Origin of the sequence: Halioglobus maricola, assembly GCF_009388985.1 — a bacterium.
Lineage (GTDB): Bacteria > Pseudomonadota > Gammaproteobacteria > Pseudomonadales > Halieaceae > Halioglobus > Halioglobus maricola.
On sequence record NZ_CP036422.1, the window covers coordinates 632637 to 655663 of the forward strand.

The following is a 23027-nucleotide window of genomic DNA, read 5'->3' on the forward strand; positions in this document are numbered from 1 at the left end:
CCAATTCGTTCCCCGGCCGCTGCCGGCCCCGGTCTTCCACTACTATCCCTTGCAGTTCCAGCCAGGGAGGGCAAGGGATGGCCAACAAAGCTGCGGTATACATTCTGGCGAGCCGCCACAACGGCAGCCTCTACATCGGGGTGACCCGCAATTTGATGAAACGTATCTGGCACCATCGCAATGTTGCGGCGGAGGGCTTCTCGACGCCCTGCACCCGGCATCGTCTGGTGTATTTTGAGTTCTTGCCCGATATGGGCGAGGCACTGCGCCGTGAGGCGCGGCTGAAAACCTGGCGGCGGCCGTGGACCGAGCGAATCATTCGCGAGCAAAACCCGGACTGGATGGACCTGTGGGATCAGGTCATTCAGTAGGGGCTATCTGCCCGGCTCTAGAGGCCGCTGCTTTCGCGCAGCTTGCGCAGCGCGTCTTTTTGCTCGTCGCGCGAGAGCGGTTCACCGGGATCTTGTTCCAGTGCTGCCGGCGCCGGGATTTCCAGCGACTCGCCGCGTAACACCGCGGAGCAGTAGCGCTGGTAGCGAGCTCTGAATACGGGCCAGGTCATGCGCTCCTCGTTGTTGGCGAGGAAGAACCAATCGCTGTCGCGGCCGGCGAGGTATACCGCCGGGTGGCTCCAGGCCTGGGCCGATTTGGGGGAGGGTGCCTGACAGGCTTCGATGTAAGCGTCGCGTGGGGCGGGCAGGCCGAATTCAACCAGGCCCGCCTGGCAGCACTCGATCATTTTATTCAGGGTGGGCAGGTACTCGCTATTCTCGATGGCGTGCTTGGCGCCCTTGAGAATCTGCTCCACCGGAAAATCCGCCAGCGATTCCAGCCACAATTTTTTCACCTGATTGAGCTGGCTGGCTTCTGCATAGGCGGCGAAATACTGGTTGTGGTAGTTCAGCCGGAACAGGGCGAAGACCTGGTTGATGGCCTCAACATGGCCCTCGTCCGGTAGCCTTTTGTGGTCAGCTTGCCCAGCTGGTGTCGGTGAGGTCGTCTTCGAGGCTTCGATCCCTCGTGCGACCTGTTGGATTAGATCCCTGCTGTCCGCCATGGCTTTGGTCCGTTTGCTGTAATTGGTGCTGCTTGGCCCAGTGATGTTTTACGTGCTGTAAAAATTTGCTGTTCCAGGAGGTGTGGGCCTGATTGGAGTCTTTCCAATATACGATAAATTCCGGCAGCAGTGTTTTCGCGAACTCCAGGTCGATATGAGACATACGCAAGATATCGAATACGTCCTCGCTGGGTTGCCAGTGATTGACGATGCGTTTGGGCTCCGTCGAGTGTTCCATGCCGGAGCTGTAGCGAGCCCACTGGATGCGAATATGCTGGATGAACTTGGAGTTCAGTTCTTTGGGCGCCGCCCCGCGCTCGCGCCAGTACAGGATAAATTCGGGGACCGCCTGATCGATAAAGTCGCGGTCGATACCCGAGCGGGCCATGATCTCGAGCGCGTCTTCGCTGGGTCGCCAGTCGCGGTCGAGGGCCTTGGGGGCTCGGACGTCAAACTCTGAGCTGTTGGCGTGGGGCTTCGACGGCGGCTGAGTGTGAGGATTGCTCTGCTGCTGGTGCCGCCAGTTGCTCAATACGTGCTGACGGAACTTGTTTTCCCAGGCGTGGCTGGTCTCGCCGCGCTCGCGCCAGTAAAAGATGAAATCTTCCAGTTGGTCCAGCGCAAACTGGCGGGGTATGTTGTGGTTCAGGCCGAGTATTTGCAGCAGGTCCTCGCTGGGAGACCAGTGCACGGGCAATAAGCCCGCACTGCGCCGTGTGGGCGGTGTTGGCTGCTGGACGGGCGCCGGCTGATGCGGGGCCGGGGCGTGCACTGGCTCATTGAGTGCAAACAGCAAGTGATCGGCGCTGTGCAGCGGCGGTGATTCGACCAGAATGACGCCCTTGTCGACCAGCGAACGGGTGATCCGGTGTAAATCTGTCGGGTTCCAGAAGGGCAGGCTGGCCTGCAACTGGTCTCGCGGAATATTCAGCCAGGCGTAGTTGTTACGCAGCTGGGATTCCCGATGCTCGAGCAGTAATTGCAGCTGCTGCAGCATAATGGCCTCTTCCAACCCGATCGTCGCCGCCAGGCCGGGCGAAAAGACCAGCTGGCGTTCGGGTACGAGGGAAGAATCGGACATCGTTTTTTCGGTTCGGCTAAATGGTTTGTTAGGATACCGCAGAACCTGAACCTGAGGCACCAATGGCCAAACAAAAAACAGCCTTCGTCTGCAACGAATGTGGCTCTGATTACGCCAAGTGGCAAGGCCAATGCGCCGATTGCGGCGAGTGGAACTCGATCACCGAGATCAAACTGGGGCCCGCCAAGGGGTCGGGCCGCGCTGGTGCGGGTCGCACCGCGAGCCGGGCGGGCTTCGCCGGCGCCCTGGCCAGCGCCCAGGTCCTTAAAGATATCGACCTCAACGACCTGCCCCGATTCAGCTCCGGCGCCGAGGAGTTCGACCGGGTGCTGGGCGGTGGCCTGGTGCCAGGCTCGGCGGTGCTGGTGGGTGGCCATCCGGGCGCGGGCAAGAGCACGCTCCTGCTGCAGACCATGTGCCACCTGGCGCAGAGCATGGAGGCGCTCTACATCACGGGCGAGGAATCTCTGCAGCAGGTGGCCATGCGGGCCAAGCGGCTTGGCCTGCCCACCGACAAGCTGCGGCTGATGTCCGAGACCAATGTCGAGACGCTGGTGGCCGCCGCCGAGGAATTCAAGCCGAAGGTGCTGGTGATTGACTCCATCCAGGTGGTGCACACCGCAGAGATCGCCTCGGCCCCGGGGAGTGTGTCGCAGGTACGTGAGTGCGCAGCCTACCTCACTCGTTTTGCCAAGCAGACCGGCACCGTGTTGTTTCTGGTGGGCCACGTCACCAAGGACGGCTCGCTGGCGGGCCCCAAGGTGCTTGAGCACATGATCGACTGCTCCATCCTGCTGGAGGGCACCCACGATTCCCGCTTCCGCACACTGCGGGGGCAGAAGAACCGCTTCGGCGCAGTGAATGAACTGGGCGTATTCGCCATGACCGAGCAGGGGATGCGCGAGGTCAAAAACCCGTCCGCTATTTTTCTCGACCGCGATAGTGAGCCATCCTCTGGCAGTGCGGTAATCGTTGTGTGGGAGGGCACGCGGCCGCTACTGGTGGAGATCCAGGCGCTGGTCGACGACAGCCAGCTGGGCCATCCGCGGCGCGTAGCGGTGGGCCTGGAGCAGAACCGTCTGGCCATGTTGTTGGCGGTGCTGCATCGCCACGGCGGCCTGCAGGTGGGTGATCAGGACGTCTTTGCCAACGTTGTCGGCGGGGTGAAAGTGCTGGAAACCAGTGCAGACCTGGCCTTGCTACTGGCGATCGTATCCAGCTACCGCGACCGACAGCTGCCGCGGGATATGGTGATCTTTGGTGAGGTGGGGCTGTCCGGGGAAATCCGCCCCGTGCCATCCGGCCAGGAGCGTCTGTCAGAGGCGGCCAAGCACGGCTTCAAGCGGGCGATTGTGCCAAAGGCAAACGCGCCCAAGGGTGAGATTCCCGGGATGCAGGTTGTTGCCGTCAGCAAGCTGTCTGAGGCGTTGGACGCCGTAGACTAGCGGTAAGACAAGCGCCTGAATACTAGTCCAGCCGGGTCAACTCTTCCTGCAGTGTGGTGATGTCCATGTGCTGTTCCAGCAGCGCTCGCAAGGGTTCTATGTTCTCGCGATCGACGTGCTGCATGGAGAAGCCCAGTCGTTCAGACTCAACGTGTTGCAGGTAGGCGTGAAGCTCAAGATCGGTACCGTCAGCCAGCTTGATCACCAGGGTGAAGGGCTCGTTGTACTGAGCGTCCCAGAGGTCGGGTTGGTCCGTGGAAACTCCGCTGAGGGAAATGTCGATGGTGCGCTGGGGCCACATGCTGCCCCCCTGATGTACTTCTACCGGTAGGTCGATCGCAACGCGGGTGAAAGTGCGTCGCTCGGTGCGAATGTCGCTCATGCTGTAACTCTTGTTATGCGGTTCGTAAGCGCACTATAGCGCCCTCCGGCGATGTGGCAAAGCCCCGTGCCTATCGCTGGACCTCGGCGGGGGTTTTAGGGTCGAATAGGGCGAGTCTACAACAATCCTGGAGTTGCCAATGCCCTTCTTGCCACGCCTGATTCTGCCGCTCGCGCTCGCGGCCACGCTCGTTGCTGGCCCCAGCTTGGCGCAGACCCTGTTGGTGGCCAACAAGAGCGAGGCCAGCGTCACGCTGTTTGAACTGCCGCAAGCGGAGGTAGTGGCCACGCTCGCCACTGGCGCCGGCCCGCACGAGGTTGGTGTGTCACCGGATGGCCGCCGGGCGATTGTCACCGACTATGGCACGGGCGCGGGTCCGGGCGACACCCTGACCATCATTGATATCCCCGAACGCAAGGTGTTGGGCACGCTACCGCTGCCGGCAGGCAGCATGCCCCACGGGGTGGAATGGCTCGACAACAGCCGGGCCGTTGTCACCGCTGAAGGCATAGCGAGTGTGCTGGTGGTGAACGTGGATGCCATGGCGCTTGAGAGCACGGTCGCGGTGGATCAGGACGTGGCCCATATGCTCGCCCTGGATGCCAGTGGCCAGCGGGTCTACACCGCCAATATCGGTTCGGGCACAGCCACCGCGGTCGATCTGGAACAGGGCAAGAAGCTTACCGACCTGGCTTCTGGCGCGGGCAGTGAAGGCATCGCCCTGGCCCGTGGCGGCGCGGAACTCTGGGTGACCAATCGAGCGGCGGACACGGTGTCGGTGTTTGCTACGGATAAGCTGACGCTGCTGGCGACTCTCCCGTTGCCCGGGTTCCCGATTCGTGCGGAGGCAGATGAAGCTCGGGGGCTGGTGTATGTCACAGTGCCTGCGGTCGATGCGCTGGTGGCTCTCGATGTGGCCAGCCGCAAGGAAGTGTGGCGCATCGATTTTGATATTCCGCCTGATCTCACCCGCAAGACCCTGTTTGGTGATCGTCTCCCGGGGAGCTCCATCCCGATTGGTGTGCAGCTTTCCGGGGACGGCGAGCGCCTGTTCGTGGCGCACACAAACTCCCATGTTGTCAGCGTCTGGGACGCTGCAACACAGGAGCGGGTGGGTCTGGTCAAGACCGGGCTGGAGCCCGATGGGATGGGGTGGTCACCCCTGTAGGGGTAGCGCTTACTTCAGCGCCCGGTACTTGATGCGATGGGGTTGATCCGCTGCGGCGCCCAGGCGCTTCTTGCGGTCTTCCTCGTAGTCGGTGAAGTTGCCCTCGTGGAACACCACGCCGCCATCGTCCTCGTAGGCGAGGATGTGGGTGGCGATCCGGTCCAGGAACCAGCGGTCGTGCGAGATCACCATGGCGGAACCGGGGAAGGCCAGCAGGGCCTCCTCGAGGGCGCGCAGGGTTTCTACGTCAAGGTCGTTGGTGGGCTCATCCAGCAATAGCACGTTGGCGCCCTGTTTGAGCAGCTTGGCCAGGTGCAGGCGGTTGCGCTCACCACCAGACAGGTCCTTCACAAATTTCTGTTGGTCTGAACCCTTGAAGTTAAAGCGCCCGCAATACGAGCGGGACTGCACTTCGTAGGTGCCGATACGGATGATGTCATTGCCGTCGGACAGTTCTTCCCACACGGTTTTGTTGCCCTGCAGGTCGTCCCGCGACTGCTCTACATAGCCGAGTTTGACGGTCTCACCCAGTTTCACTTCACCCGAATCCGGGGTTTCGTGGCCGGCCATGATATTGAACAGGGTCGATTTACCCATGCCGTTGGCGCCGATGATGCCGACGATGGAGCCGGGGGGAACCACAAAGCTGACGTCATCGAACAGCAGGCGGTCGCCGAAGCCTTTCTTGAGGTTGGTCACCTCGATCACGTTATCGCCCAGGCGTGGGCCGGGGGGGATGTAGATCTCGTTGGTTTCGTTGCGGGTCTGGAATTCCTGCGATTGCAATTCGTCAAAGCGGGCCAGGCGCGCCTTGCTTTTGGCCTGGCGGCCCTTGGGATTCTGGCGCACCCATTCCAGTTCGGCCTTAATCGCTTTCTGGTGGGACGCTTCCTGGCGAGCTTCCTGTTCCAGGCGCTGTTCTTTTGCCGCCAGCCAGTCGGAGTAGTTGCCTTCATAGGGGATGCCGCGGCCGCGGTCCAGTTCCAGAATCCAGCCGGCGGCGTTGTCGAGGAAGTAGCGGTCGTGGGTGATCGCCACCACGGTGCCGGGGAAGCTTTCAAGGAAGCGCTCCAGCCAGGCCACACTCTCTGCGTCCAGGTGGTTGGTGGGTTCGTCCAGCAGAATCATGTCGGGGTTCGACAGGAGCAGGCGGCACAGCGCTACCCTGCGGCGTTCGCCACCGGAGAGGTTGGTCACATCCGCGTCCCACGGCGGCAGGCGCAGGGCGTCGGCGGCCACTTCCAGGCGGTGGTCGAGGTTGTGCGCGTCAGTCGCCTGAATGATGTCTTCGAAGCGCGCCTGCGCCTTGGCAAGCGCATCGAAATCGGCGTCGGGCTCGGCGTAGTCGGCGTAGACTTTCTCCAGCCCGGCCAGTGCGTCGATGGCTTCCTGCACACCTTCCTCGACATTGCCGCGCACGTTCTTGGACGGGTCCAGCTGCGGCTCCTGCGGCAGGTAGCCGATCTTGAGGTCGGGCTGGGGGCGGGCCTCACCGATAATGTCGGTGTCGATGCCGGCCATAATTTTCAGCAGGGTGGATTTACCCGCGCCGTTCAATCCGAGGACACCAATTTTGGCGCCGGGGAAGAAGGACAGGGAGATATCCTTGAGGATTTCTTTCTTGGGCGGCACGATCTTGCCGACACGGTTCATGGTGTAAACGTATTGGGCCATGGGTGGGTAAATCTCTGGGAGGTTTTGAGACGGGGAATTCTAGCAGATTTTTTAGTCTTCGCTGACCCGGCTTACATCTACCGAAACGTCCAGCGCCGGCGCGCTGCCACCACCGAAAATCACGCCCTTCACCGGCGTGACATCGAGGAAGTCGCGGCCGTAGGCGGTGACGATGTGTTGAGTCTGGGCGGCGGTGTCATTGGTGGGGTCGAACTCCACCCAACCCTCGTCCGGGCAGAAGTAGGCAACCCAGGCGTGGGTGGCATCTGCGCCCACCAATTTCTCCTCACCCGGTGCCGGTAGCGTCTCGATGTAACCAGACACGTACTTGGCGGGAATACCCACGGCGCGCAGGCAGCCGACCTGCAGGTGGGCGAAGTCCTGGCAGACGCCGCGTTTGTGTTCCAGTACCTCGCTCAGGGGCGTGGCGATGGTGGAGAACTCCGGGTCGTAGGTAAAGTCGCTGAATATGCGGGTGGTCAGTTCAGCCACACAGGATTTCAGGGAACGGTCCGGTATGAAAGAGGGCTGGGCGTAATTCGTCAGTTCTTCAGTCGCGGCGATCATCGGCGAGTTCAGCAGGTACTCGCGCGCTTCCAACGCATGGTGCGAGCGGTTATTGCGCATGTAATGCAGCGCCTGGGCATAGGAGATGCCGAAGTCCAGATTGAGATCTGGCTGCGCCTCTGAAATCTGGATTTCACTTTCAGCGGTAATCACCAGTTCCTGGTGGGCCTTCTGGATCTCAAACTGGTAAGCGTGGTTGCCGAAGTAGTCGGTGCGGGAGCGGCTGACGGCCGGCGTGGGCGACACGGTCACCTTGCTGCTCAGGCAGCGCTGGCGGCGAGTATCTCGCGGCAGCACATTGGCCAGGTTGTAACAGGATGTCACCCGGGCCGGATAGCTGTAGCGCGTGGTGTGGCGAACCTTGTAACGCATCAGCTGTCACTCCGGGTGTTGGTAAACAGTTGCTGCGGCCCAGTGCGATGGTCGAAATGTTTGTCGCTGATAAAGCGGCTGAACTCTCGCAGCAGCCCGGCCAGCTGGGTCATCAGTGTCTCCACTTCCGGGCGGCGGGTACCGGATGTCTTTAACAAATGCGGCACCCGGGTTAGTTGCAGTACGGTCTTTGCTTCCAACAGGCAGCGGTTTTCCTCGTCCAGTTCGCCGCCGCTCTGGTCGGCATTTGGCAAATCTGTGAGGTGCTCCTGTAATCGCTCCATTTGGAACAGCAGTGAGCGCGGGTTGGTGCGGTCCAGCAGTACCAGCTCGGCTCCCAGTTCCAGTCCGCGATGTTGGCGTCCGCGCCGGCGGTAAGTAATCAGTACTTCCATGGAGGTGAGCATGGCGGTGAGCAGGGTCGCCTGCTCCATTTCACCACTCACTTCGCTCAGCAGGCCCTTGATGGTGGCGATGGTTTGCAGGGCGCGTTCGATGCGTTTGCCCATTTCCATAAAGCGCCAGCCCACGCCGCGGATCATGGATTCCTGGGTCAGGCCTGAAAGGCCGGCCAGCGACGTTACCAGCGGGTCCAGCGCCTCTTCGGGTGCCGAGGCCAGGCCACCGGCGAGGTCGGCGTCGAGGTTGTCCAGGGCGTCGCGCAGATCGTTGATGACCCGCAAGGTGTCGGTTGAAAGCAGCTCCTTGGATTCATCTGCTGCCAGCAACATGGAGTTGATGGTGGAACGCACACTGCCGACGCGGTTGCCGTCGCGGACAATGGCCAGCAGTTCCTCTTCCGGGTTGGCAAGCAGTTCGGGCGTGGCCTCGGTAAAGCCGGGGAGGGTGTACGTAATCTGGGACACCGTCTCGAGCAGAATGCGCTTGGCATCGCCACTGATGGGCTCTTCGCCGTTGAGCATGACGAATACGGTTCGCAACAGTCGCATCGAGGCTTCTGCGCGCTCGGCGTAGCGGCCCATCCAGTACAGGTTTTCAACTACCCGGCTGGGCAGGCTATCGACGGGCGTTTCCTGAGCCATGCGCAGGCTGTCAATGCTGGCCTGAGCGGCTGCATCGCGTTCGGGTTCAGAGGCAATCACCCAGGTGTCTTTGGAGGGGCTGCCCTCCTGCATGGAGATGAACTGGCCGTCGGTGGAAGTGCCGATGCGGGTCAGGCCGCCGGGCAGGACGGTGTAGGAGCTGTCTGTTGCGACGGCAAAGGTGCGCAGTATCGTGGGTCGCGGTTCCAGGTTGTAGCCGCTGAAGGCCGGGATAAATGACTTGTCGAGTTTCTCCTGGGCCACATAGTCGAACGGGCTGTGGTGGATGCGCGCCAGCAAGGCGGAGCGCTGCTCGTCGCTCAGGTCACCACCGAAAGCGCTGTTCTCGCCACTGCCGCGCCAGGCGTGTTTGATAATCAACTTATCGATGTTGCGGGTGATATGGGCGAGATCGGCTTCATCGCCGGCCCAATAGGTTTTCACCGTATCCAGGCGCAAGTCGCGGCCCAGCAGGAGCGTGGCAATACCCGGCAGGTATTTCAGCAAAATCGCATTTTCAAGTGCGCCACTGCCGAGCGGATTGCAGACCACGACCCGGCCGCTGCGGACGATTTCCAGCAGCCCAGGCACACCTAGTTGCGAATCCGGGCGCAGTTCCACTGGGTCGCAGTAGACATCGTCGACCCGGCGCAGCAGCACGTCGACTCGTTTTAAGCCGTCCAGGGATTTCATCCACAGGAAACCGTTGCGCACGACCAGGTCGCCGCTTTGCACCAGCGGGAAACCGAGATAGTTGGCGAGGTAGGCGTGCTCGAAATAGGTTTCGTTCTGCGCGCCGGGTGTCAGCAGCGCCACCCGCGGCAGATCGCCAGAGGGCGAGAGTGAGGTTAGTTTGTGGCGCAGCCGCTGGTAGAAGCTGGCGATGCGGTGCACATGGCTGTCGCGGTACAGGCTGGGGAAAACCCGCGACATCACTGTGCGGTTTTCCAGCACATAGCCCGAGCCTGAGGGCGCCTGGGTGCGGTCGGACAAGATACACATCGAGCCATCCGGCCGGCGCACCATGTCCACTGCGTGCATGATCAGCTCGTGATCACCGGGCAGCTGGATACCCTGGCAGGCGCGCAGGAAGCCACCATGGTTGAACAGTGCCTCCGGAGGGAGAGCGCCGTGGCGGATCAGGGTGCGTGGCCCATAGAGATCGCGCAGGATCAGGTTGAATAGCTCTGAGCGTTCCTGCAGGCCCGCTTCGATCTGGGACCAGTCGTCGCTGCTGATGACATAGGGAACCGGGTCCAGCTCCCAGCTGCCACTGGCACTGCCGGGTTTGCCGTATATGTTGTAGGTGGCGCCGTCGTCGCGGAGGATGCGGCGAGCCTTTTCCTCGCGATTGCGCATGACCTCGGGCCCGAGGTCGCGCACCGCACCCAGCAGGTAATCCCAGCCGGGCTTTAACGCGCCATCGGCGTCGCGGGTCTCATCCAGCAGACCGCCGGGCGCCGGGTAGTCCAGGGCCGAATGCAGGGTTTGTACCTGCGATTGGCCAGACTGGGGGCTGGGCGGTTGCTTGGAATTCATTGCGTGGCTTGTCCTGTTCGCCGGGGGCGAAAAATCGGCCGGTTAATATACGCAATCCCGCTGTCCGGGGCTAGCGCGGTGCGGGGCTGCGCATATCGAGAATATAGGGGTATTCGCCGGCGGGTTCCTCCGGTGGCGGCTCCATTGGGCGCGGCACCGAGTCGTTGGGGAAGAACTCGCGCAGCGCTGAAACCTCGGGCTGGGGAATGAACGGCCCCTGGGTGTGGCTGACGGTGTCGAAGCGATTGATGCGCCGCGACTCGGCCTCGAAGGCGTTGATCGGGAAGGAATCGTAGCTGCGCCCACCGGGGTGGGAGACATGGTAGCTGCAGCCCCCGAGGGAGCGGCCGTTCCAGGTGTCGATCAGATCGAACGTCAGTGGTACATGCACACCGATCATGGGGTGCAGTGCCGAGGGCGGCTGCCAGGCCCGGTAGCGCACACCGCCGACGTATTCGCCGTGTACACCTGTTGCGCGCATGGGTACCCGCCGGCCGTTACAGGCCACCACGTAGCGGCCATCGGTCATGCCGGTACAGCGGATCTGCAAGCGCTCCACGGACGAATCTACATAGCGTGAGGTGCCAAAGCTGGTGGTTTCCTCTCCCAGTACATGCCAGGGCTCCACTGCCCAGCGCAGTTCCAGTTCCACACCGTCGAGCATGACCCGGCCGTAGTGGGGGAAGCGGAATTCCTCGAACGGCAACAGCCAGTCGAGGTCGAAAGCGAAACCGTGTTCACGCAGGTCGTTGACCACGAACTTCATGTCTTCCCACAGATAATGGGGCAGCATGAAGCGGTCGTGCAGCTCCGTCCCCCAGCGCACCAGGCGGCCCTGGTAGGGCTTGTCCCAGAAACGCGCGACCAGGCAGCGCAATAGTAGTGCCTGCACCAGCGCCATGCGTGGATGAGGTGGCATTTCGAAACCGCGGAATTCAAGGATGCCCAGGCGCCCCGCGGGGCCCGCGGGCGAGTAGAGCTTGTCGATGCAGAACTCCGCCCGGTGGGTGTTGCCGGTCACGTCGATCAGCAGGTTGCGCAGCAGGCGATCCACCAGCCAGGGTTGGGGCACTTCCCCCTCGGTCATCTGGGCGAAAGCCACTTCCAGTTCATAGAGCATCTCATCGCGGCCTTCGTCGACACGCGGTGCCTGGGACGTGGGGCCGATGAACATGCCGGAAAACAGATAGCTGAGGCTGGGGTGGTGCTGCCAGAACGTGATCAGGCTGCGCAGCAGGTCCGGGCGGCGCAGCATTGGGCTGTCTGCAGGCGTGGCCCCGCCCAGGGTGATGTGATTGCCCCCGCCGGTGCCGGTGTGGCGCCCATCCAGCATGAACTTCTCGGTCGACAGGCGCGACTGGCGGGCCTCTTCGTAAAGTGAAGTCGTGGTGGCTACGAGCTCGTCCCAGTTGTTGGATGGATGAACATTGACCTCAATCACGCCCGGGTCGGGGGTGACCAGCAGTTTCTGCATGCGCGGGTCTTTCGGCGGCTCGTAGCCCTCGATCAATACCGGCATTTTCAGGGCACTGGCGGTTTCCTCCACCGCGGCTATCAGTTCGACGTAGTCTTCCAGGTATTCCAGTGGCGGCATGAATACGCACAGCCGGCCGTCGCGGGCCTCGATGCACATGGCGGTGCGCACCACCTGTTCGTACTCCGGTTCCTCCAGCGGCTCGTCGGCGTTTTCGCCAGCGCTCTCCTGGAAGGTCATGTCCTTGCGTGGGGTCAGCTCATCGCGTTTCTCGAACGGATCCCGCGGGTGCTGGTAGCTGTCGATTTTCTCCGCCAGCTCCGGCAGGTCGGCCAGCGGCAGCCGCAGGCCCATGGGCGAATCGCCCGGAATCAGGGTAATGCGCTCCCGTTTCATCGGCCACAGGCTGGAGTGCCAGGTTTTCTCGGCGATGGGCCAGCCAGTGTTGCGTTCCAGCGGCAGCACCAGGCCCGTTGGCACACTGAAACCGCGTTCGATCAGGCGCGCGAGGCGCCGGCGGTCCAGGTCGTTCTCGACCTTGTGTGACAGCACGTCGATGTTTTTGGGCAGGTTCTGCTCCTGCATCAGGTAGTAGAGCCCGTCCTCGTAGGCGGGCTGACTGCAGCCACGGGGCAGCCCGAGCAAGTCGCATAGCTTGCGGCCAAATTTGATCGCGTCCTTCGCGTCGCGCTGGTAATCCTTGTCGACCCGGGCCAGCAGGCTGTTGTCCTGCCACAGTGGCTCGCCGTCTTTGCGCCAGAAAACCCCGAGGGCCCAGCGCGGCACTTCTTCGCCCGGGTACCACTTGCCCTGGCCGTAGTGCAGCAGCCCCTGCGGTGCGAACTGGTCGCGCAGGCGCAGCAGCAGGGTTTTCGCCAGGCTCAGTTTGTCTGCGCCTAGCGCATCGGTGTTCCACTGTTCGGACTCCATGTCGTCGATCGACACGAAGGTGGGTTCACCGCCCATGGTCAGACGGACATCGTTGTTGTCGAACAGGACATCCACGGATTTGCCCAGGGCGAGAATGTGTTGCCACTGGTCCTCGGTATAGGGTTTGGTGACGCGAGGGTCTTCGAGCACCCGGGTGACCGTGTTGCTGAAATCAAACTCCACCTCGCACTCATCGGTTGCCCCGACAATAGGCGCGGCGGAAACCGGGTGTGGTGTGCAGGCGAGAGGAATATGCCCCTCGCTCGCGAACAGGCCCGAGGTTGGGTCCATGCCGACCCAGCCGGCGCCGGGCAGGAAGACCTCACACCAGGCGTGCAGGTCGGTGAAATCCTCTTCTGCACCGGAGGGGCCGTCCAGTGATTTTTCGTCCGGCTCGAGCTGCACCAGGTAGCCTGAAGCGAAGCGCGTGGCCAGGCCGAGGTGGCGCAGCAACTGGGCCAGAAGCCAGGCAGAATCGCGACAGGAGCCCTTGGCGAGTTTCAGGGTTTCTTCCGGAGTTTGTACCCCGGGCTCGAGGCGCACCAGATATTCGATCTTTTGTTCCAGGTCCTGATTCACCGCCACCAGAAAGTCGTTGATCGCGGTCTCTGATCGGTCGACCCCGGCTACCAGCTCATCGAACAGCGGGCCAAAGTCCTCTATTTCCAGGTAGGGTTGCAGCTCTTTTTTCAGCTGCTCTGGATACTCGAAGGGATAGTTCTCGGCATATTCTTCAACAAAGAAATCAAAGGGGTTGATCACCGTCATGTCGGCGATCACTTCCACATCCACTTCGAACTCGGTGCACTTCTCGGGGAATACCAGCCTGGCCAGGTAGTTGCCAAAGGCGTCCTGTTGCCAGTTGATGAAGTGCTCTTCCGGCTTGATGTTCAGGCTGTAGCTGTGGATCGGCGTGCGCGAGTGCGGCGCCGGGCGCAGGCGCACGGTGTGCGGCGACATGTTCACCGCCCGGTCAAATTTGTAGGACGTACGGTGGTTAATGGCTACACGGATAGTCATTGTTTAGTTACCGCTCCGGCGGTGAGTTTCAATCGGTTTCGCTGTGGAACCAGGTGCTGCTGATCTCGGCACCGAGCTCCAGCAGGTTTCCCTGGAATTTGTCGATGAATCTGTGCGTGTCGTGTCGGCCTGCCGAGTGCGGATCAAACCGTGCCAGGCTGCGCCTTGAACGGTCGATAATCTTGAGTGCCTGGCGGCTGTTCTGCAGTGGCGCCAGGTCCTCGCGAATACCGCCGAGGCAGAATTTAAGCGAGCGGGGTAGGCTGCCGTCGCGAAAGATGAAGTCTACCACTTCTGGCCGCTCCACCAGTGGGCCGATCGTGCGCCGGTAGGTTTCGTGGGCTGAAAGGGAGTCCAGCACGCTAGCCCATATAAGCGGATCCGCGGTGCTGGGGTTGCGCTCTTCGTTCATCAGTGACCCCACGCCGGCATCGAGCACGCGCGTGGTCATATCGGCCCGCTCCAGCAGGTTGCCGATACGGATAAACCGATAGCTGTGGTCACGGCATAGCGTGGTCATCATCAGGCCATTGATCATCTGGCAGCGGCCGATCACCTGCTCCAGGAAGCCGTGGCGGTTGCGTCGGCCGACACACTTGTCGGCGTTCTCCCGGGTGTAGAGATAGAGTTCGTTGACGTGTTCCCAGACTTCGGCGGGCAACACGTCGCGGGTGGTGCGCACGTTCTCCCGCGCAGCCTGCACAGCGCTGGCGATGCTGCCTGAGTTGTCCGGCTCGGCCATCAGGAAACGCAGCACATTGGTTTCGTTGGCCACCCGGTAGCGCTCGGCAAAAGCTGTGTCGGCGTTAAAGGTTTTCAGCAACACTTCCCAGCCCGGCTCCGAGCCCTCTGGAATGTCCATGATCATGTGGGTGTGGGAGCGCAGCAGCCGGGAAGTGTCTTCCGCCCGCTCCAGATAACGAGCCATCCAGTACAGGCGCTCCGCGACGCGAGAGAGTAATCTCATTTCGAGCCCTCCACGATCCAGGTGTCTTTGCTGCCGCCACCCTGGGAGGAGTTGACCACCAGCGAACCTTTCACCATGGCTACCCGGGTGAGGCCGCCGGGGGTAACCCAGGTGTCCTTGCCGGAAAGAATGAAGGGGCGCAGGTCCAGATGGCGCGGCTCTACGGTATTGCCGCAATAAGTGGGAGCGGTAGAGAGCGACAGGGTCGGCTGGGCGATATAGTTACGTGGGTTCTCCTCGATCAGCCTGGCGAACGTCTTGCGCTGTTTGGCGGTGGAGTGAGGGCCCACCATCAGGCCGTAGCCGCCGGATTCGTTGGCGGGCTTGACCACCAGTTTGTCGAGGTTGGCCAGCACGTAGTCGCGCTCTTTCTCGATCATGCAAAGGTAGGTTTTCACCGAGGCAATACTGGGCTCTTCCTTCAGGTAGTAGCGAATCATGTCGGGCACGAAAGCGTACACCACCTTGTCGTCGGCGACACCGGCGCCCGGGGCGTTGGCGATGGCTACGTTGCCTTTCTTCCAGGCGCGCATGATGCCCGGCACCCCCAGGATGGAGTTGGCGTCAAAGGCCTCCGGGTCGAGAAAGTCGTCGTCGATTCGGCGATAGACCACATCCACACGTTCGGGGCCGTCCACCGTGCGCATGTACAGCACGTCATTGTCGTCGACGAACAGGTCGGAGCCCTCGACGAGTTCCGCGCCCATGCCCCGTGCGAGGAAGGAGTGCTCGAAGTAGGCCGAGTTGTAGATGCCGGGAGTGAGCACCACGATGCAGGGGCGTTTGCGCTCCCTCGGGCTCAGTGAGGCCAGAGTGCGATACAGCTGGGCGGGGTAGTCATCCACCGGCTGGATGCTGTAGTTCTCAAACAGTTCGGGGAGTACGCGCTTGGTGATCTCCCGGTTCTCCAGCATGTAGGAGACTCCGGACGGTACCCGCAGGTTGTCCTCCAGCACGTAGAACTTGCCATCCTTGTCACGTACCAGATCGGTGCCGCAGACATGGGCCCATGCACCAAAACGGGGCGAGATGCCTGCGCATTGGGGCTTGTAATTGCCGGAGTCCAGAACGATTTCGGCTGGGACAATGCCGTCCTTGAGGATGCGTTGCTTGTTGTAAATGTCGTCAATAAAAGCGTTGAGGGCTCTGGTGCGCTGGGCAAGGCCCTGGCTCACTCTGCTCCAGTCACGGCCGCCAATCACCCGCGGGATGATGTCGAATGGCCAGGCTCGGTCGATGTTCTGGCCTTCGGAGTAGATAGTGAATGAGATACCCATGTCGCGGATCGCCAGTTCAGCGGCGTTGCGGCGCGCTTCCATCTCGTCGCGGCTGAGTTTCTGCAGGAGATTGACGGCCCTGCGGGCTGCCACTCGCGGTTTGCCAGCGTCAGTGATCAATTCGTCAAAAAATGGGCCGGTGTTGTAGGATTTCCAGCTCTTGTTCATGTGTCCCCGCAGTTATTGGTCTAGCCGAGGCATGCAAACGCCGCGCCACTCCTAAGGATATAGACGAAAGCTTTGCAAGGCGCAATTGGACCTTCATCTAAGCAGACCAATTTTTGGTCATACCTCCTTCTGTAACTGCGCCTTTTTCGTTAAAATGCGCGCCTTTCCAATCGGGGCCACCCCACCATATTTTTTGCGGGAGACACGCATGTTTGACAGCAACATGACCATTGAGGGTTTTGACGACGAGATCTTTGCCGCCATTGGTGAAGAGGAGCGCCGCCAGGAAGAGCACATCGAGCTGATTGCTTCTGAAAACTACACCAGCCCCCGGGTCATCGCGGCGCAGGGTACTGTGCTGACGAACAAGTACGCTGAAGGCTACCCAGGTAAGCGCTATTACGGTGGCTGTGAGTATGTCGACAAAGCTGAAGATCTCGCCATCGAGCGGGTCAAGGCCCTGTTTGGCGCCGACTACGCCAATGTGCAGCCGCACTCGGGTTCGCAAGCTAACTCCGCGGTATTCCTGGCCCTGGTTCAGCCCGGCGACACCATCCTCGGCATGAGTCTGGCCGACGGCGGACACCTGACACACGGTGCCAAGCCTAACTTCTCCGGTAAAAACTACAACGCCATTCAGTATGGACTGAATGCGGACACCGGTGAGGTGGATTACGACCAGGTAGAAGCCCTGGCGTTGGAGCATAAGCCAAAAATGATCATTGCCGGCTTCTCTGCCTACTCCCAGGTTATGGACTGGGCGCGGTTCCGCGAGATCGCGGATAAAGTCGGCGCCTACCTGATGGTCGATATGGCTCATGTGGCTGGCCTGATCGCCGCCGGCGTCTATCCCAACCCGGTGCCCTACGCCGACGTAGTCACATCTACCACGCACAAGACCCTGCGCGGCCCTCGCGGCGGCATCATCCTCGCCAAGGCCAACGAGGAGCTGGAAAAGAAATTCAACTCCGCTGTATTCCCCGGTGGCCAGGGCGGACCGCTGATGCACGTGATCGCGGCCAAGGCCGTATCCTTCAAGGAAGCCGCCAGCCCGGAGTTTGTGGAGTACCAGAAGCAGGTCGTGGTGAACGCCAAAGCCATGGCAGCAACCTTTATCGAGCGCGGCATTAATATTGTTTCCGGTGGCACCGAGAACCACCTGATGCTGGTGGATCTGATCGGCAAGGAGTACACCGGCAAGGACGCGGATGCCGCTCTGGGCGCAGCCAATATCACCGTGAACAAGAATGCGGTGCCCAACGACCCCCGTTCGCCCTTCATTACCTCCGGCCTGCGCGTGGGAACGCCTGCCATCACCACTCGCGGTTTTGGCGAGGAAGAAACCGTGCAGCTGACCCACTGGATGTGCGATGTACTGGAGTCGCTGGAAAACGGCAACTCCGAGCAGGTGATTGAGGACGTAAAAGGCAAGGTGCTGGAGATTTGTAGCCGGTTCCCGGTCTACAAGTAAGCGCTTTACCAGGGTGTGAAAAAGGCCGCTGAAGCGGCCTTTTTTATGTTAAAGTTCAGCCACTTAGCCACCGGGGGTTAACCCATGCACTGCCCATTTTGCGCCGCTGAAGACACCAAGGTTATCGACTCACGCCTCGTTGCCGAGGGGGACCAGGTGCGTCGCCGCCGCGAGTGCCTGAGCTGCGCTGAACGTTTCACCACCTATGAGGTGGCCGAGTTGGTGATGCCCCGGGTGATCAAGCAGGACGGCAGCCGCGAGCCGTTTAATGAAGACAAGCTGCGGGCAGGCTTTACCCGGGCTCTGGAAAAACGCCCGGTATCGGTGGAAGATATCGAGGCCGTGATCAACAAGATCAAGAATGCGCTGCGCGCCACTGGCGAACGCGAAGTGAAGTCGCTGGTGCTGGGCGAGTTGGTGATGGACAACCTGAAGAAGCTCGACAAAGTTGCCTATGTCCGCTTCGCGTCCGTCTACCGCAGTTTCGAAGACCTGTCAGAGTTCAAGGATGCCATCGAAGACCTGCAGGCAGAGCCCGGCGACGACAGCGCGGGCTGAATAAGCCCCTCTCTCTACTATGACCACTGAATTTGATACCCGCATGATGTCCCGCGCGCTGCGATTGGCGCGCAAGGGCCGTTACAGCGCCATGCCCAACCCCCATGTGGGTTGTGTGCTGGTGCGCGATGGGGAGATCGTCGGGGAAGGTTTTACCCAACCTGCCGGCGGCAACCATGCCGAGATCCAGGCGCTGGAGGCGGCGGGAAATGCGCAGGGCACCACAGCCTATGTCACCCTCGAGCCCTGTTCTCATCAGGGTAAAACCGGCCCCTGCGCAGATGCGCTGATCGCCGCAGGCGTCAGCCGGGTGGTCGTTGCCATGCAGGACCCGAACCCGATCGTCGGCGGCAATGGGCTGGAGAAATTGCTGGCTGCCGGGGTCGAGGTAGAGTGCGGCTTGTTGCAGGCCGAGGCGGAGGCGATGATCCCGGGTTTTATTGCCCGGATGCGCACTGGTCGCGGGCGTGTGCGGGCCAAGCTTGCCATGTCTGTGGACGGCCGCACAGCGATGGCGTCCGGCGAGAGTCAGTGGATCACCGGCCCAGAGGCGCGTGCTGATGTGCAGCGCCTGCGGGCTATGAGCTGCGCTATTGTGACCGGGGTAGGAACGGTGCTCGGCGACGACTGCTCCCTCACTGTGCGCGAGCAGGCGCTCAATTTACCGCCGGCCGAAGCCGCGCTGGCGGCGCGTCGCCAGCCTTTGCGTGTCGTGCTCGATTCGCAGCTGCGCACTCCGCCTGGGGCCAAAGTTCTCGACGGCAGTGCGCCGACATTGCTGTGCCATGACACGCAGGTTGAGCCCACCGCCGAACTGATTGCCGCGGGGGTGGACCGCCTGCCGCTGGATCGTGCCGGGAGTGGCCTGGACCTGCTTGCCATGCTCGACTTTTTGACCGCGCGGCAATCGAACGAAATTCTGGTAGAATCTGGCCCCCATTTGGCCGGGGCCATGCTCCAGCTGGGGCTGCTGGATGAATTGATCATCTATATGGCGCCCACCCTGATGGGCAGTAGCGCCATGCCACTCCTGCAATTACCGCTGGACCGAATGGCCCAGAAAGTGCCGCTGCTGATAGAAGACATTCGCGCGGTTGGCCGCGACTGGCGAATTACAGCCGTACCGGGCTGAACTCGCGGCCGCGCTCGTTACCAAACACAGGACACACCATGTTTACAGGCATTATCCAGGCCGTTGGCGAAGTCGCCGCCATGCAACCCTCCGGGGGGGATCTGCGCCTGCGCATCGATACCGGCAAACTGGACCTTGGCGATGTGCAGCTTGGCGACAGCATATGCACCAACGGCGCATGCCTCACTGTGATCGAGCTTCCCGGCGACGGTTATTGGGCTGACGTGTCGGTAGAGAGCCTCAATTTCACCACGCTGGGTGACTTGAAGCCCGGCTCCAAAGTGAACCTGGAGAAGGCCCTGACCCCGGCCAGCCGCCTCGGTGGCCATATTGTGAGTGGCCATGTGGACGGCGTGGGCGAAGTGGTGAGCCTGCATGAAGATGCGCGCTCGATCCGCTTTGTGCTGCGGGCCCCTGACGATCTGGCAAAGTACATTGCGCACAAGGGCAGTATCACTGTGGATGGCACCAGCCTGACGGTGAATGCCGTCAATGGCGCAGAATTTGACCTGAACATTATCCCCCAGACAATGGCGGAGACAGTGTTTGTTGATTACCAGCCTGGCACCCGGGTGAACCTGGAAGTGGATGTCATTGCCCGCTATCTGGAACGCCTGATGCAAGGGGAGGCCGCCGCCAAGCCTGGCGCTGGCACCCTGTCGATGTCGACCCTGGCTGAAAATGGATTCCTGAAATAATGCAAGTAAACACCGTAGACGAACTGATCTCAGACCTTCGCCAGGGCCGCATGATTGTGCTGCTCGACGACGATGCCGACAGCCATAACGAAGGCGTGGTGATGGTCGCTGCCGAGCACGTGGATGCAGATCAAGTGAACTTCATGGCGCGCAAGGCTCGTGGTCTTGTCTGCCTGACTCTCACCGAGGAACGCTGCCGTCAGCTGGACTTGCCGCCCATGGTAGACGACGCCATGGGTGAGAAGTCGAACTTCACCCTGTCGATCGAAGCGACAGTGGGCATCGATACCGGTATTTCTGCCGGCGACCGCGCGCGCACCGTACATGCTGCAGTAGCGCCTCATGCGGTGCCCTCGGACATTGTCCAGCCGGGCCACATCTTTCCCCTGGAAGCGGTGGCTGGCGGTGTCCTGACCCGCGCCGGACACACTGAGGCAGGATGTGATTACGCGCGCCTGGCCGGGCTATTACCCGCAGCGGTGATCGCCGATATTCTCACCGATGAAGGGACTCTGGCTGACGGCCCGGCGCTGGCGCAGTTTGCAGAACAGCACGGCCTGAAAATCGGCACCGTAGCCGACCTGATCCATTTTCGGATGGTCAACGAGCGCACTATTCGCAAGGTGCGCGAAGGCAAGGTGAATACCGCACACGGTGAATTCAATCTCGCCGCCTATCGCGACCAGACCACCAGTGACGTACACCTGGCGCTGTTCAAGGGAGATATTTCGGCTGCCGAACCCACCCTGGTGCGGGTCCATGTGCAGTCGGCCCTGCGCGATCTCGTGGGCAGTGAAATAGAAGGCCAGCCGAGCTGGAGCATGGGCCGCTGTATGCAGGCCGTTGCCGCTGCAGGCAAGGGCGTTATCGTCCTGCTCTCCAAGGACGAGGGCCCTGAGCAACTGCTGGATAGTGTCGACCTGGTGTTGGGCGGCGAGCGAAGCGCCCAGAACAGCGACGCAATTTACACAACGGTCGGCCTTGGCAGCCAGATCCTGCGCGATCTGGGTGTGGGAAAAATCCATTTGATGGGCGCGCCAATCAAGTACAATGCGCTCTCGGGTTTCGACCTTGAAGTGCTGGATTTTGTCAGCCCCGAAGGCTAATCGAAAGCTAATTGAAGGAACAGGGAAACCAAGATGAACGATATTAAAACCATAGAAGGCGATTTCACTGGCGGTAAAGGCGACTACACGATCGTGGTCGGGCGCTGGAACAGCTTCGTGGTAGAGCACCTGCTGGAAGGCGCGCTGGATTGCCTGCGCCGCCACGGTGTCAGCAAAAACCAGATCACCATTGTGCGCGCACCCGGCGCATTTGAAATTCCGCTAGTGTGCAAGCAGATCGCTGCCAAGGGCAAGACCGATGCCATCATCGCTCTCGGCGCGGTCATCCGCGGCGGTACGCCTCACTTCGAATATGTGGCGGGCGAATGCACCAAGGGCCTGGCCATGGTGAGCATGGAACATGCCGTGCCGGTCTCCTTCGGTGTTCTCACCGTGGACACCATCGAGCAGGCCGTTGAGCGTGCTGGCACCAAGGCTGGCAACAAGGGTGAAGAAGCCGCGATGTCTGCGATTGAGATGGTGAGCCTGATGGGTAAGCTCGACTAAATGAGCGCCAATACCTCAAAAGGGTCCCACAACACGCTGGCGGCCGAGCGCCGCAAGGCCCGTCACTATGCGATGCAGGGGCTGTACCAGTGGTACATGGCCAGTGCTCCGCTCAACGCGATCGAGGCAGAGTTTCGCGCCGACTACGATTTCTCCCATGTCGATCTGGAGTATTTCCAGGCGGTGCTGCACGGCGTGCCTACCTGCGTCGATGAGCTGGAAGAAATTTTCCAACCCCTGTTGGACCGCGGTATCGATGACCTCGACCCCATTGAGCGTACACTGCTGCGGATGGGCGTCTGGGAGCTGAAAGAGCGGATTGATGTGCCCTACAAGGTAGCGATCAACGAAGCCGTGGCCCTGGCCAAGAAGTTCGGCGCCAGCGAGAGCCACAAGTACATCAACGGCGTGCTGGATAAAGCCGCGCGCGAACTGCGCCAGGCCGAAACCAGCGCCTGAGCCCCCGGGCTTACATGCCTTCTACCGAATTTGACCTGATCTATCGCCACTTCGCCTCGCTGGGCGCGGGCCCGGCGGTTGATCTGTCGGTCGGCGACGACTGCGCCATTCTGAAACTCGAACCCGGCGAACGCCTGGTCACCTCGGTGGACACGATGGTGGAAGGGGTTCATTTCCTGCCGGACATGTTCCCGGAGATCATCGGTTTTCGTGCCGTCTCTACTGCAGCCTCTGACCTCGCGGCCATGGGCGCGCGACCCATAGGCATGACGATCGCCCTCACGCTACCTCAGGCCGACGACTTCTGGGTGCACAGCTTCAGCGAAGGTGTGGCCGAGACAGTGTCCCTCTATGGCTTGCCCCTTGTGGGCGGCGATACCACCCGTGGCCCTCTCACCATCAGCGTGAACGTGCTGGGTGCCTTGCCTGCGGGCGAGGCGTTGTTGCGCGACGGTGCCCAGGTGGGCGACGGCGTCTATGTGTCCGGTCAGCTCGGCGATGCGGCAGCCGGCCTGGCGATTCTGCAGGACGAGTGGCGCCCCGAGCCTGATGCCGCCGCCTATCTGGTGGAACGCTATGAGCGCCCCCGGGCGAGACTTGAGTTGGGGCAGCAGCTGTTGGGCCGGGCCACAGCCGCTATTGATATTTCGGATGGATTGCTCGCCGATGCCGGGCACATTGCCGCTGCTGGCGGTGTCGGTATCACGCTCACTGCCGGCGCAATACCGCTCTCTGCCGCGCTGGGCGGCGCTGGTGATCGTGCTCTGCGGTGGGCGCTTACCGGTGGCGATGATTACGAGCTGTGTTTCACATTGCCAGCAGGCGAATCTGCGCCGGAGGGATGCACCCGAATTGGCGAGGTCGTGTCAGGGCAGGGTGTGCAATTGGATGTTGATGTTGACACCGACGCCGGTTACCAGCACTTTTAGCCT

Annotated in this window: 20 protein-coding genes; 11 read left to right on the forward strand and 9 right to left on the reverse strand. The window is 61.4% G+C overall.

From position 1 onward, the window contains the following. Window positions 1-77 precede the first annotated feature (77 nt). A complete protein-coding gene (locus EY643_RS02755; RefSeq protein ID WP_152660768.1) occupies window positions 78-371 on the forward strand; it encodes a GIY-YIG nuclease family protein in 294 nt (97 codons plus the stop codon). 17 nt (window positions 372-388) lie between these two features. Here the strand turns inward: EY643_RS02755 and EY643_RS02760 are convergent, their stop codons facing one another. Continuing rightward, the gene (locus tag EY643_RS02760) at window positions 389-1057 is read right to left on the reverse strand and encodes a replication protein P (protein WP_170287260.1); all 669 of its coding nucleotides are present in this window, start codon (window positions 1055-1057) and stop codon (window positions 389-391) included. Further along, window positions 969-2138, reverse strand: a complete 1170-nt coding sequence (locus EY643_RS02765; protein ID WP_152660769.1) for a DnaT-like ssDNA-binding domain-containing protein — start codon at window positions 2136-2138, stop codon at window positions 969-971. Before EY643_RS02765 ends, EY643_RS02760 begins: the two co-directional genes overlap by 89 nt. Window positions 2139-2200: 62 nt before the next feature. On the opposite strand from EY643_RS02765, the gene radA reads away from it, so the two are divergent. After that, on the forward strand, window positions 2201-3583 hold the full coding sequence (radA, locus tag EY643_RS02770; RefSeq protein WP_152660770.1) for a DNA repair protein RadA: 1383 nt from the start codon (window positions 2201-2203) through the stop codon (window positions 3581-3583). A gap of 22 nt (window positions 3584-3605) precedes the next feature. Here the strand turns inward: radA and EY643_RS02775 are convergent, their stop codons facing one another. Further along, window positions 3606-3965: a PilZ domain-containing protein gene (locus tag EY643_RS02775; protein ID WP_152660771.1), complete on the reverse strand. Its 360-nt coding sequence runs from the start codon at window positions 3963-3965 to the stop codon at window positions 3606-3608. Between the two features lie 139 nt (window positions 3966-4104). Between EY643_RS02775 and EY643_RS02780 the strand changes: the two genes are divergently transcribed. Then, entirely contained in the window at window positions 4105-5133 is a 1029-nt protein-coding gene (locus EY643_RS02780) for a beta-propeller fold lactonase family protein (RefSeq protein ID WP_152660772.1), read from the forward strand. Window positions 5134-5142: 9 nt separating this feature from the next. Here EY643_RS02780 and ettA read toward each other — a convergent pair whose 3' ends face one another. The 6 genes from ettA to EY643_RS02810 all read right to left on the reverse strand — a co-directional run bounded on the left by ettA (window position 5143) and on the right by EY643_RS02810 (window position 16164). Then, window positions 5143-6807, reverse strand: a complete 1665-nt coding sequence (gene ettA, locus EY643_RS02785) for an energy-dependent translational throttle protein EttA (protein ID WP_152660773.1) — start codon at window positions 6805-6807, stop codon at window positions 5143-5145. 51 nt (window positions 6808-6858) lie between these two features. After that, entirely contained in the window at window positions 6859-7746 is an 888-nt protein-coding gene (locus EY643_RS02790) for a transglutaminase family protein (protein ID WP_152660774.1), read from the reverse strand. Further along, the gene (locus EY643_RS02795; protein ID WP_152660775.1) at window positions 7746-10328 is read right to left on the reverse strand and encodes a circularly permuted type 2 ATP-grasp protein; all 2583 of its coding nucleotides are present in this window, start codon (window positions 10326-10328) and stop codon (window positions 7746-7748) included. Before EY643_RS02795 ends, EY643_RS02790 begins: the two co-directional genes overlap by 1 nt. A 70-nt stretch (window positions 10329-10398) precedes the next feature. Beyond that, complete coding sequence (locus tag EY643_RS02800) at window positions 10399-13752, reverse strand: transglutaminase family protein (RefSeq protein ID WP_152660776.1); 3354 nt, start codon at window positions 13750-13752, stop codon at window positions 10399-10401. 28 nt (window positions 13753-13780) lie between these two features. Continuing rightward, window positions 13781-14719 carry an alpha-E domain-containing protein gene (locus EY643_RS02805; RefSeq protein WP_152660777.1) on the reverse strand — a complete coding sequence of 313 codons (939 nt, stop codon included), beginning with the start codon at window positions 14717-14719 and terminating at the stop codon, window positions 13781-13783. Then, window positions 14716-16164: a circularly permuted type 2 ATP-grasp protein gene (locus tag EY643_RS02810; RefSeq protein ID WP_152660778.1), complete on the reverse strand. Its 1449-nt coding sequence runs from the start codon at window positions 16162-16164 to the stop codon at window positions 14716-14718. The genes EY643_RS02805 and EY643_RS02810 overlap by 4 nt, the downstream gene beginning before the upstream one ends. 208 nt (window positions 16165-16372) lie before the next feature. Here EY643_RS02810 and glyA point away from each other — a divergent pair, with 208 nt between their 5' ends. The 8 genes from glyA (at window position 16373) to thiL (ending at window position 23024) form a co-directional block, all read left to right on the forward strand. After that, the gene (gene glyA / locus EY643_RS02815; protein WP_152660779.1) at window positions 16373-17635 is read left to right on the forward strand and encodes a serine hydroxymethyltransferase; all 1263 of its coding nucleotides are present in this window, start codon (window positions 16373-16375) and stop codon (window positions 17633-17635) included. An 84-nt stretch (window positions 17636-17719) separates the two neighbouring features. Then, complete coding sequence (gene nrdR, locus EY643_RS02820; protein ID WP_152660780.1) at window positions 17720-18193, forward strand: transcriptional regulator NrdR; 474 nt, start codon at window positions 17720-17722, stop codon at window positions 18191-18193. Window positions 18194-18212: 19 nt separating this feature from the next. Further along, window positions 18213-19325, forward strand: coding sequence for a bifunctional diaminohydroxyphosphoribosylaminopyrimidine deaminase/5-amino-6-(5-phosphoribosylamino)uracil reductase RibD (gene ribD / locus EY643_RS02825; protein ID WP_152660781.1), 1113 nt, complete (start codon window positions 18213-18215; stop codon window positions 19323-19325). Window positions 19326-19363: 38 nt separating this feature from the next. After that, window positions 19364-20023 carry a riboflavin synthase gene (locus tag EY643_RS02830; RefSeq protein ID WP_152660782.1) on the forward strand — a complete coding sequence of 220 codons (660 nt, stop codon included), beginning with the start codon at window positions 19364-19366 and terminating at the stop codon, window positions 20021-20023. Further along, window positions 20023-21129 (forward strand): 3,4-dihydroxy-2-butanone-4-phosphate synthase, encoded by a 1107-nt coding sequence (gene ribB, locus EY643_RS02835; RefSeq protein ID WP_152660783.1) that lies wholly within the window; start codon window positions 20023-20025, stop codon window positions 21127-21129. Before EY643_RS02830 ends, ribB begins: the two co-directional genes overlap by 1 nt. A gap of 33 nt (window positions 21130-21162) precedes the next feature. Continuing rightward, window positions 21163-21636 carry a 6,7-dimethyl-8-ribityllumazine synthase gene (gene ribH, locus EY643_RS02840; RefSeq protein ID WP_152660784.1) on the forward strand — a complete coding sequence of 158 codons (474 nt, stop codon included), beginning with the start codon at window positions 21163-21165 and terminating at the stop codon, window positions 21634-21636. Then, window positions 21637-22095 (forward strand): transcription antitermination factor NusB, encoded by a 459-nt coding sequence (nusB, locus tag EY643_RS02845; protein WP_152660785.1) that lies wholly within the window; start codon window positions 21637-21639, stop codon window positions 22093-22095. A 14-nt stretch (window positions 22096-22109) separates the two neighbouring features. Next, window positions 22110-23024 (forward strand): thiamine-phosphate kinase, encoded by a 915-nt coding sequence (thiL, locus tag EY643_RS02850; RefSeq protein ID WP_152660786.1) that lies wholly within the window; start codon window positions 22110-22112, stop codon window positions 23022-23024. The last annotated feature ends 3 nt before the right edge of the window (window positions 23025-23027 follow it).

Coding starts and splice junctions, on each gene's coding strand:
- radA (WP_152660770.1), top strand. CDS start 2,201: ATGGCCAAACAAAAAACAGCCTTCGTCTGCAACGAATGTGGCTCTGAT.
- EY643_RS02760 (WP_170287260.1), bottom strand. CDS start 1,057: ATGGCGGACAGCAGGGATCTAATCCAACAGGTCGCACGAGGGATCGAA.
- EY643_RS02795 (WP_152660775.1), bottom strand. CDS start 10,328: ATGAATTCCAAGCAACCGCCCAGCCCCCAGTCTGGCCAATCGCAGGTA.
- ribD (WP_152660781.1), top strand. CDS start 18,213: ATGACCACTGAATTTGATACCCGCATGATGTCCCGCGCGCTGCGATTG.
- ribH (WP_152660784.1), top strand. CDS start 21,163: ATGAACGATATTAAAACCATAGAAGGCGATTTCACTGGCGGTAAAGGC.
- ribB (WP_152660783.1), top strand. CDS start 20,023: ATGCAAGTAAACACCGTAGACGAACTGATCTCAGACCTTCGCCAGGGC.
- EY643_RS02830 (WP_152660782.1), top strand. CDS start 19,364: ATGTTTACAGGCATTATCCAGGCCGTTGGCGAAGTCGCCGCCATGCAA.
- EY643_RS02790 (WP_152660774.1), bottom strand. CDS start 7,746: ATGCGTTACAAGGTTCGCCACACCACGCGCTACAGCTATCCGGCCCGG.
- EY643_RS02780 (WP_152660772.1), top strand. CDS start 4,105: ATGCCCTTCTTGCCACGCCTGATTCTGCCGCTCGCGCTCGCGGCCACG.
- EY643_RS02800 (WP_152660776.1), bottom strand. CDS start 13,752: ATGACTATCCGTGTAGCCATTAACCACCGTACGTCCTACAAATTTGAC.
- EY643_RS02805 (WP_152660777.1), bottom strand. CDS start 14,719: ATGAGATTACTCTCTCGCGTCGCGGAGCGCCTGTACTGGATGGCTCGT.
- nusB (WP_152660785.1), top strand. CDS start 21,637: ATGAGCGCCAATACCTCAAAAGGGTCCCACAACACGCTGGCGGCCGAG.
- thiL (WP_152660786.1), top strand. CDS start 22,110: ATGCCTTCTACCGAATTTGACCTGATCTATCGCCACTTCGCCTCGCTG.
- glyA (WP_152660779.1), top strand. CDS start 16,373: ATGTTTGACAGCAACATGACCATTGAGGGTTTTGACGACGAGATCTTT.
- ettA (WP_152660773.1), bottom strand. CDS start 6,807: ATGGCCCAATACGTTTACACCATGAACCGTGTCGGCAAGATCGTGCCG.
- EY643_RS02765 (WP_152660769.1), bottom strand. CDS start 2,138: ATGTCCGATTCTTCCCTCGTACCCGAACGCCAGCTGGTCTTTTCGCCC.
- EY643_RS02810 (WP_152660778.1), bottom strand. CDS start 16,164: ATGAACAAGAGCTGGAAATCCTACAACACCGGCCCATTTTTTGACGAA.
- EY643_RS02755 (WP_152660768.1), top strand. CDS start 78: ATGGCCAACAAAGCTGCGGTATACATTCTGGCGAGCCGCCACAACGGC.
- EY643_RS02775 (WP_152660771.1), bottom strand. CDS start 3,965: ATGAGCGACATTCGCACCGAGCGACGCACTTTCACCCGCGTTGCGATC.
- nrdR (WP_152660780.1), top strand. CDS start 17,720: ATGCACTGCCCATTTTGCGCCGCTGAAGACACCAAGGTTATCGACTCA.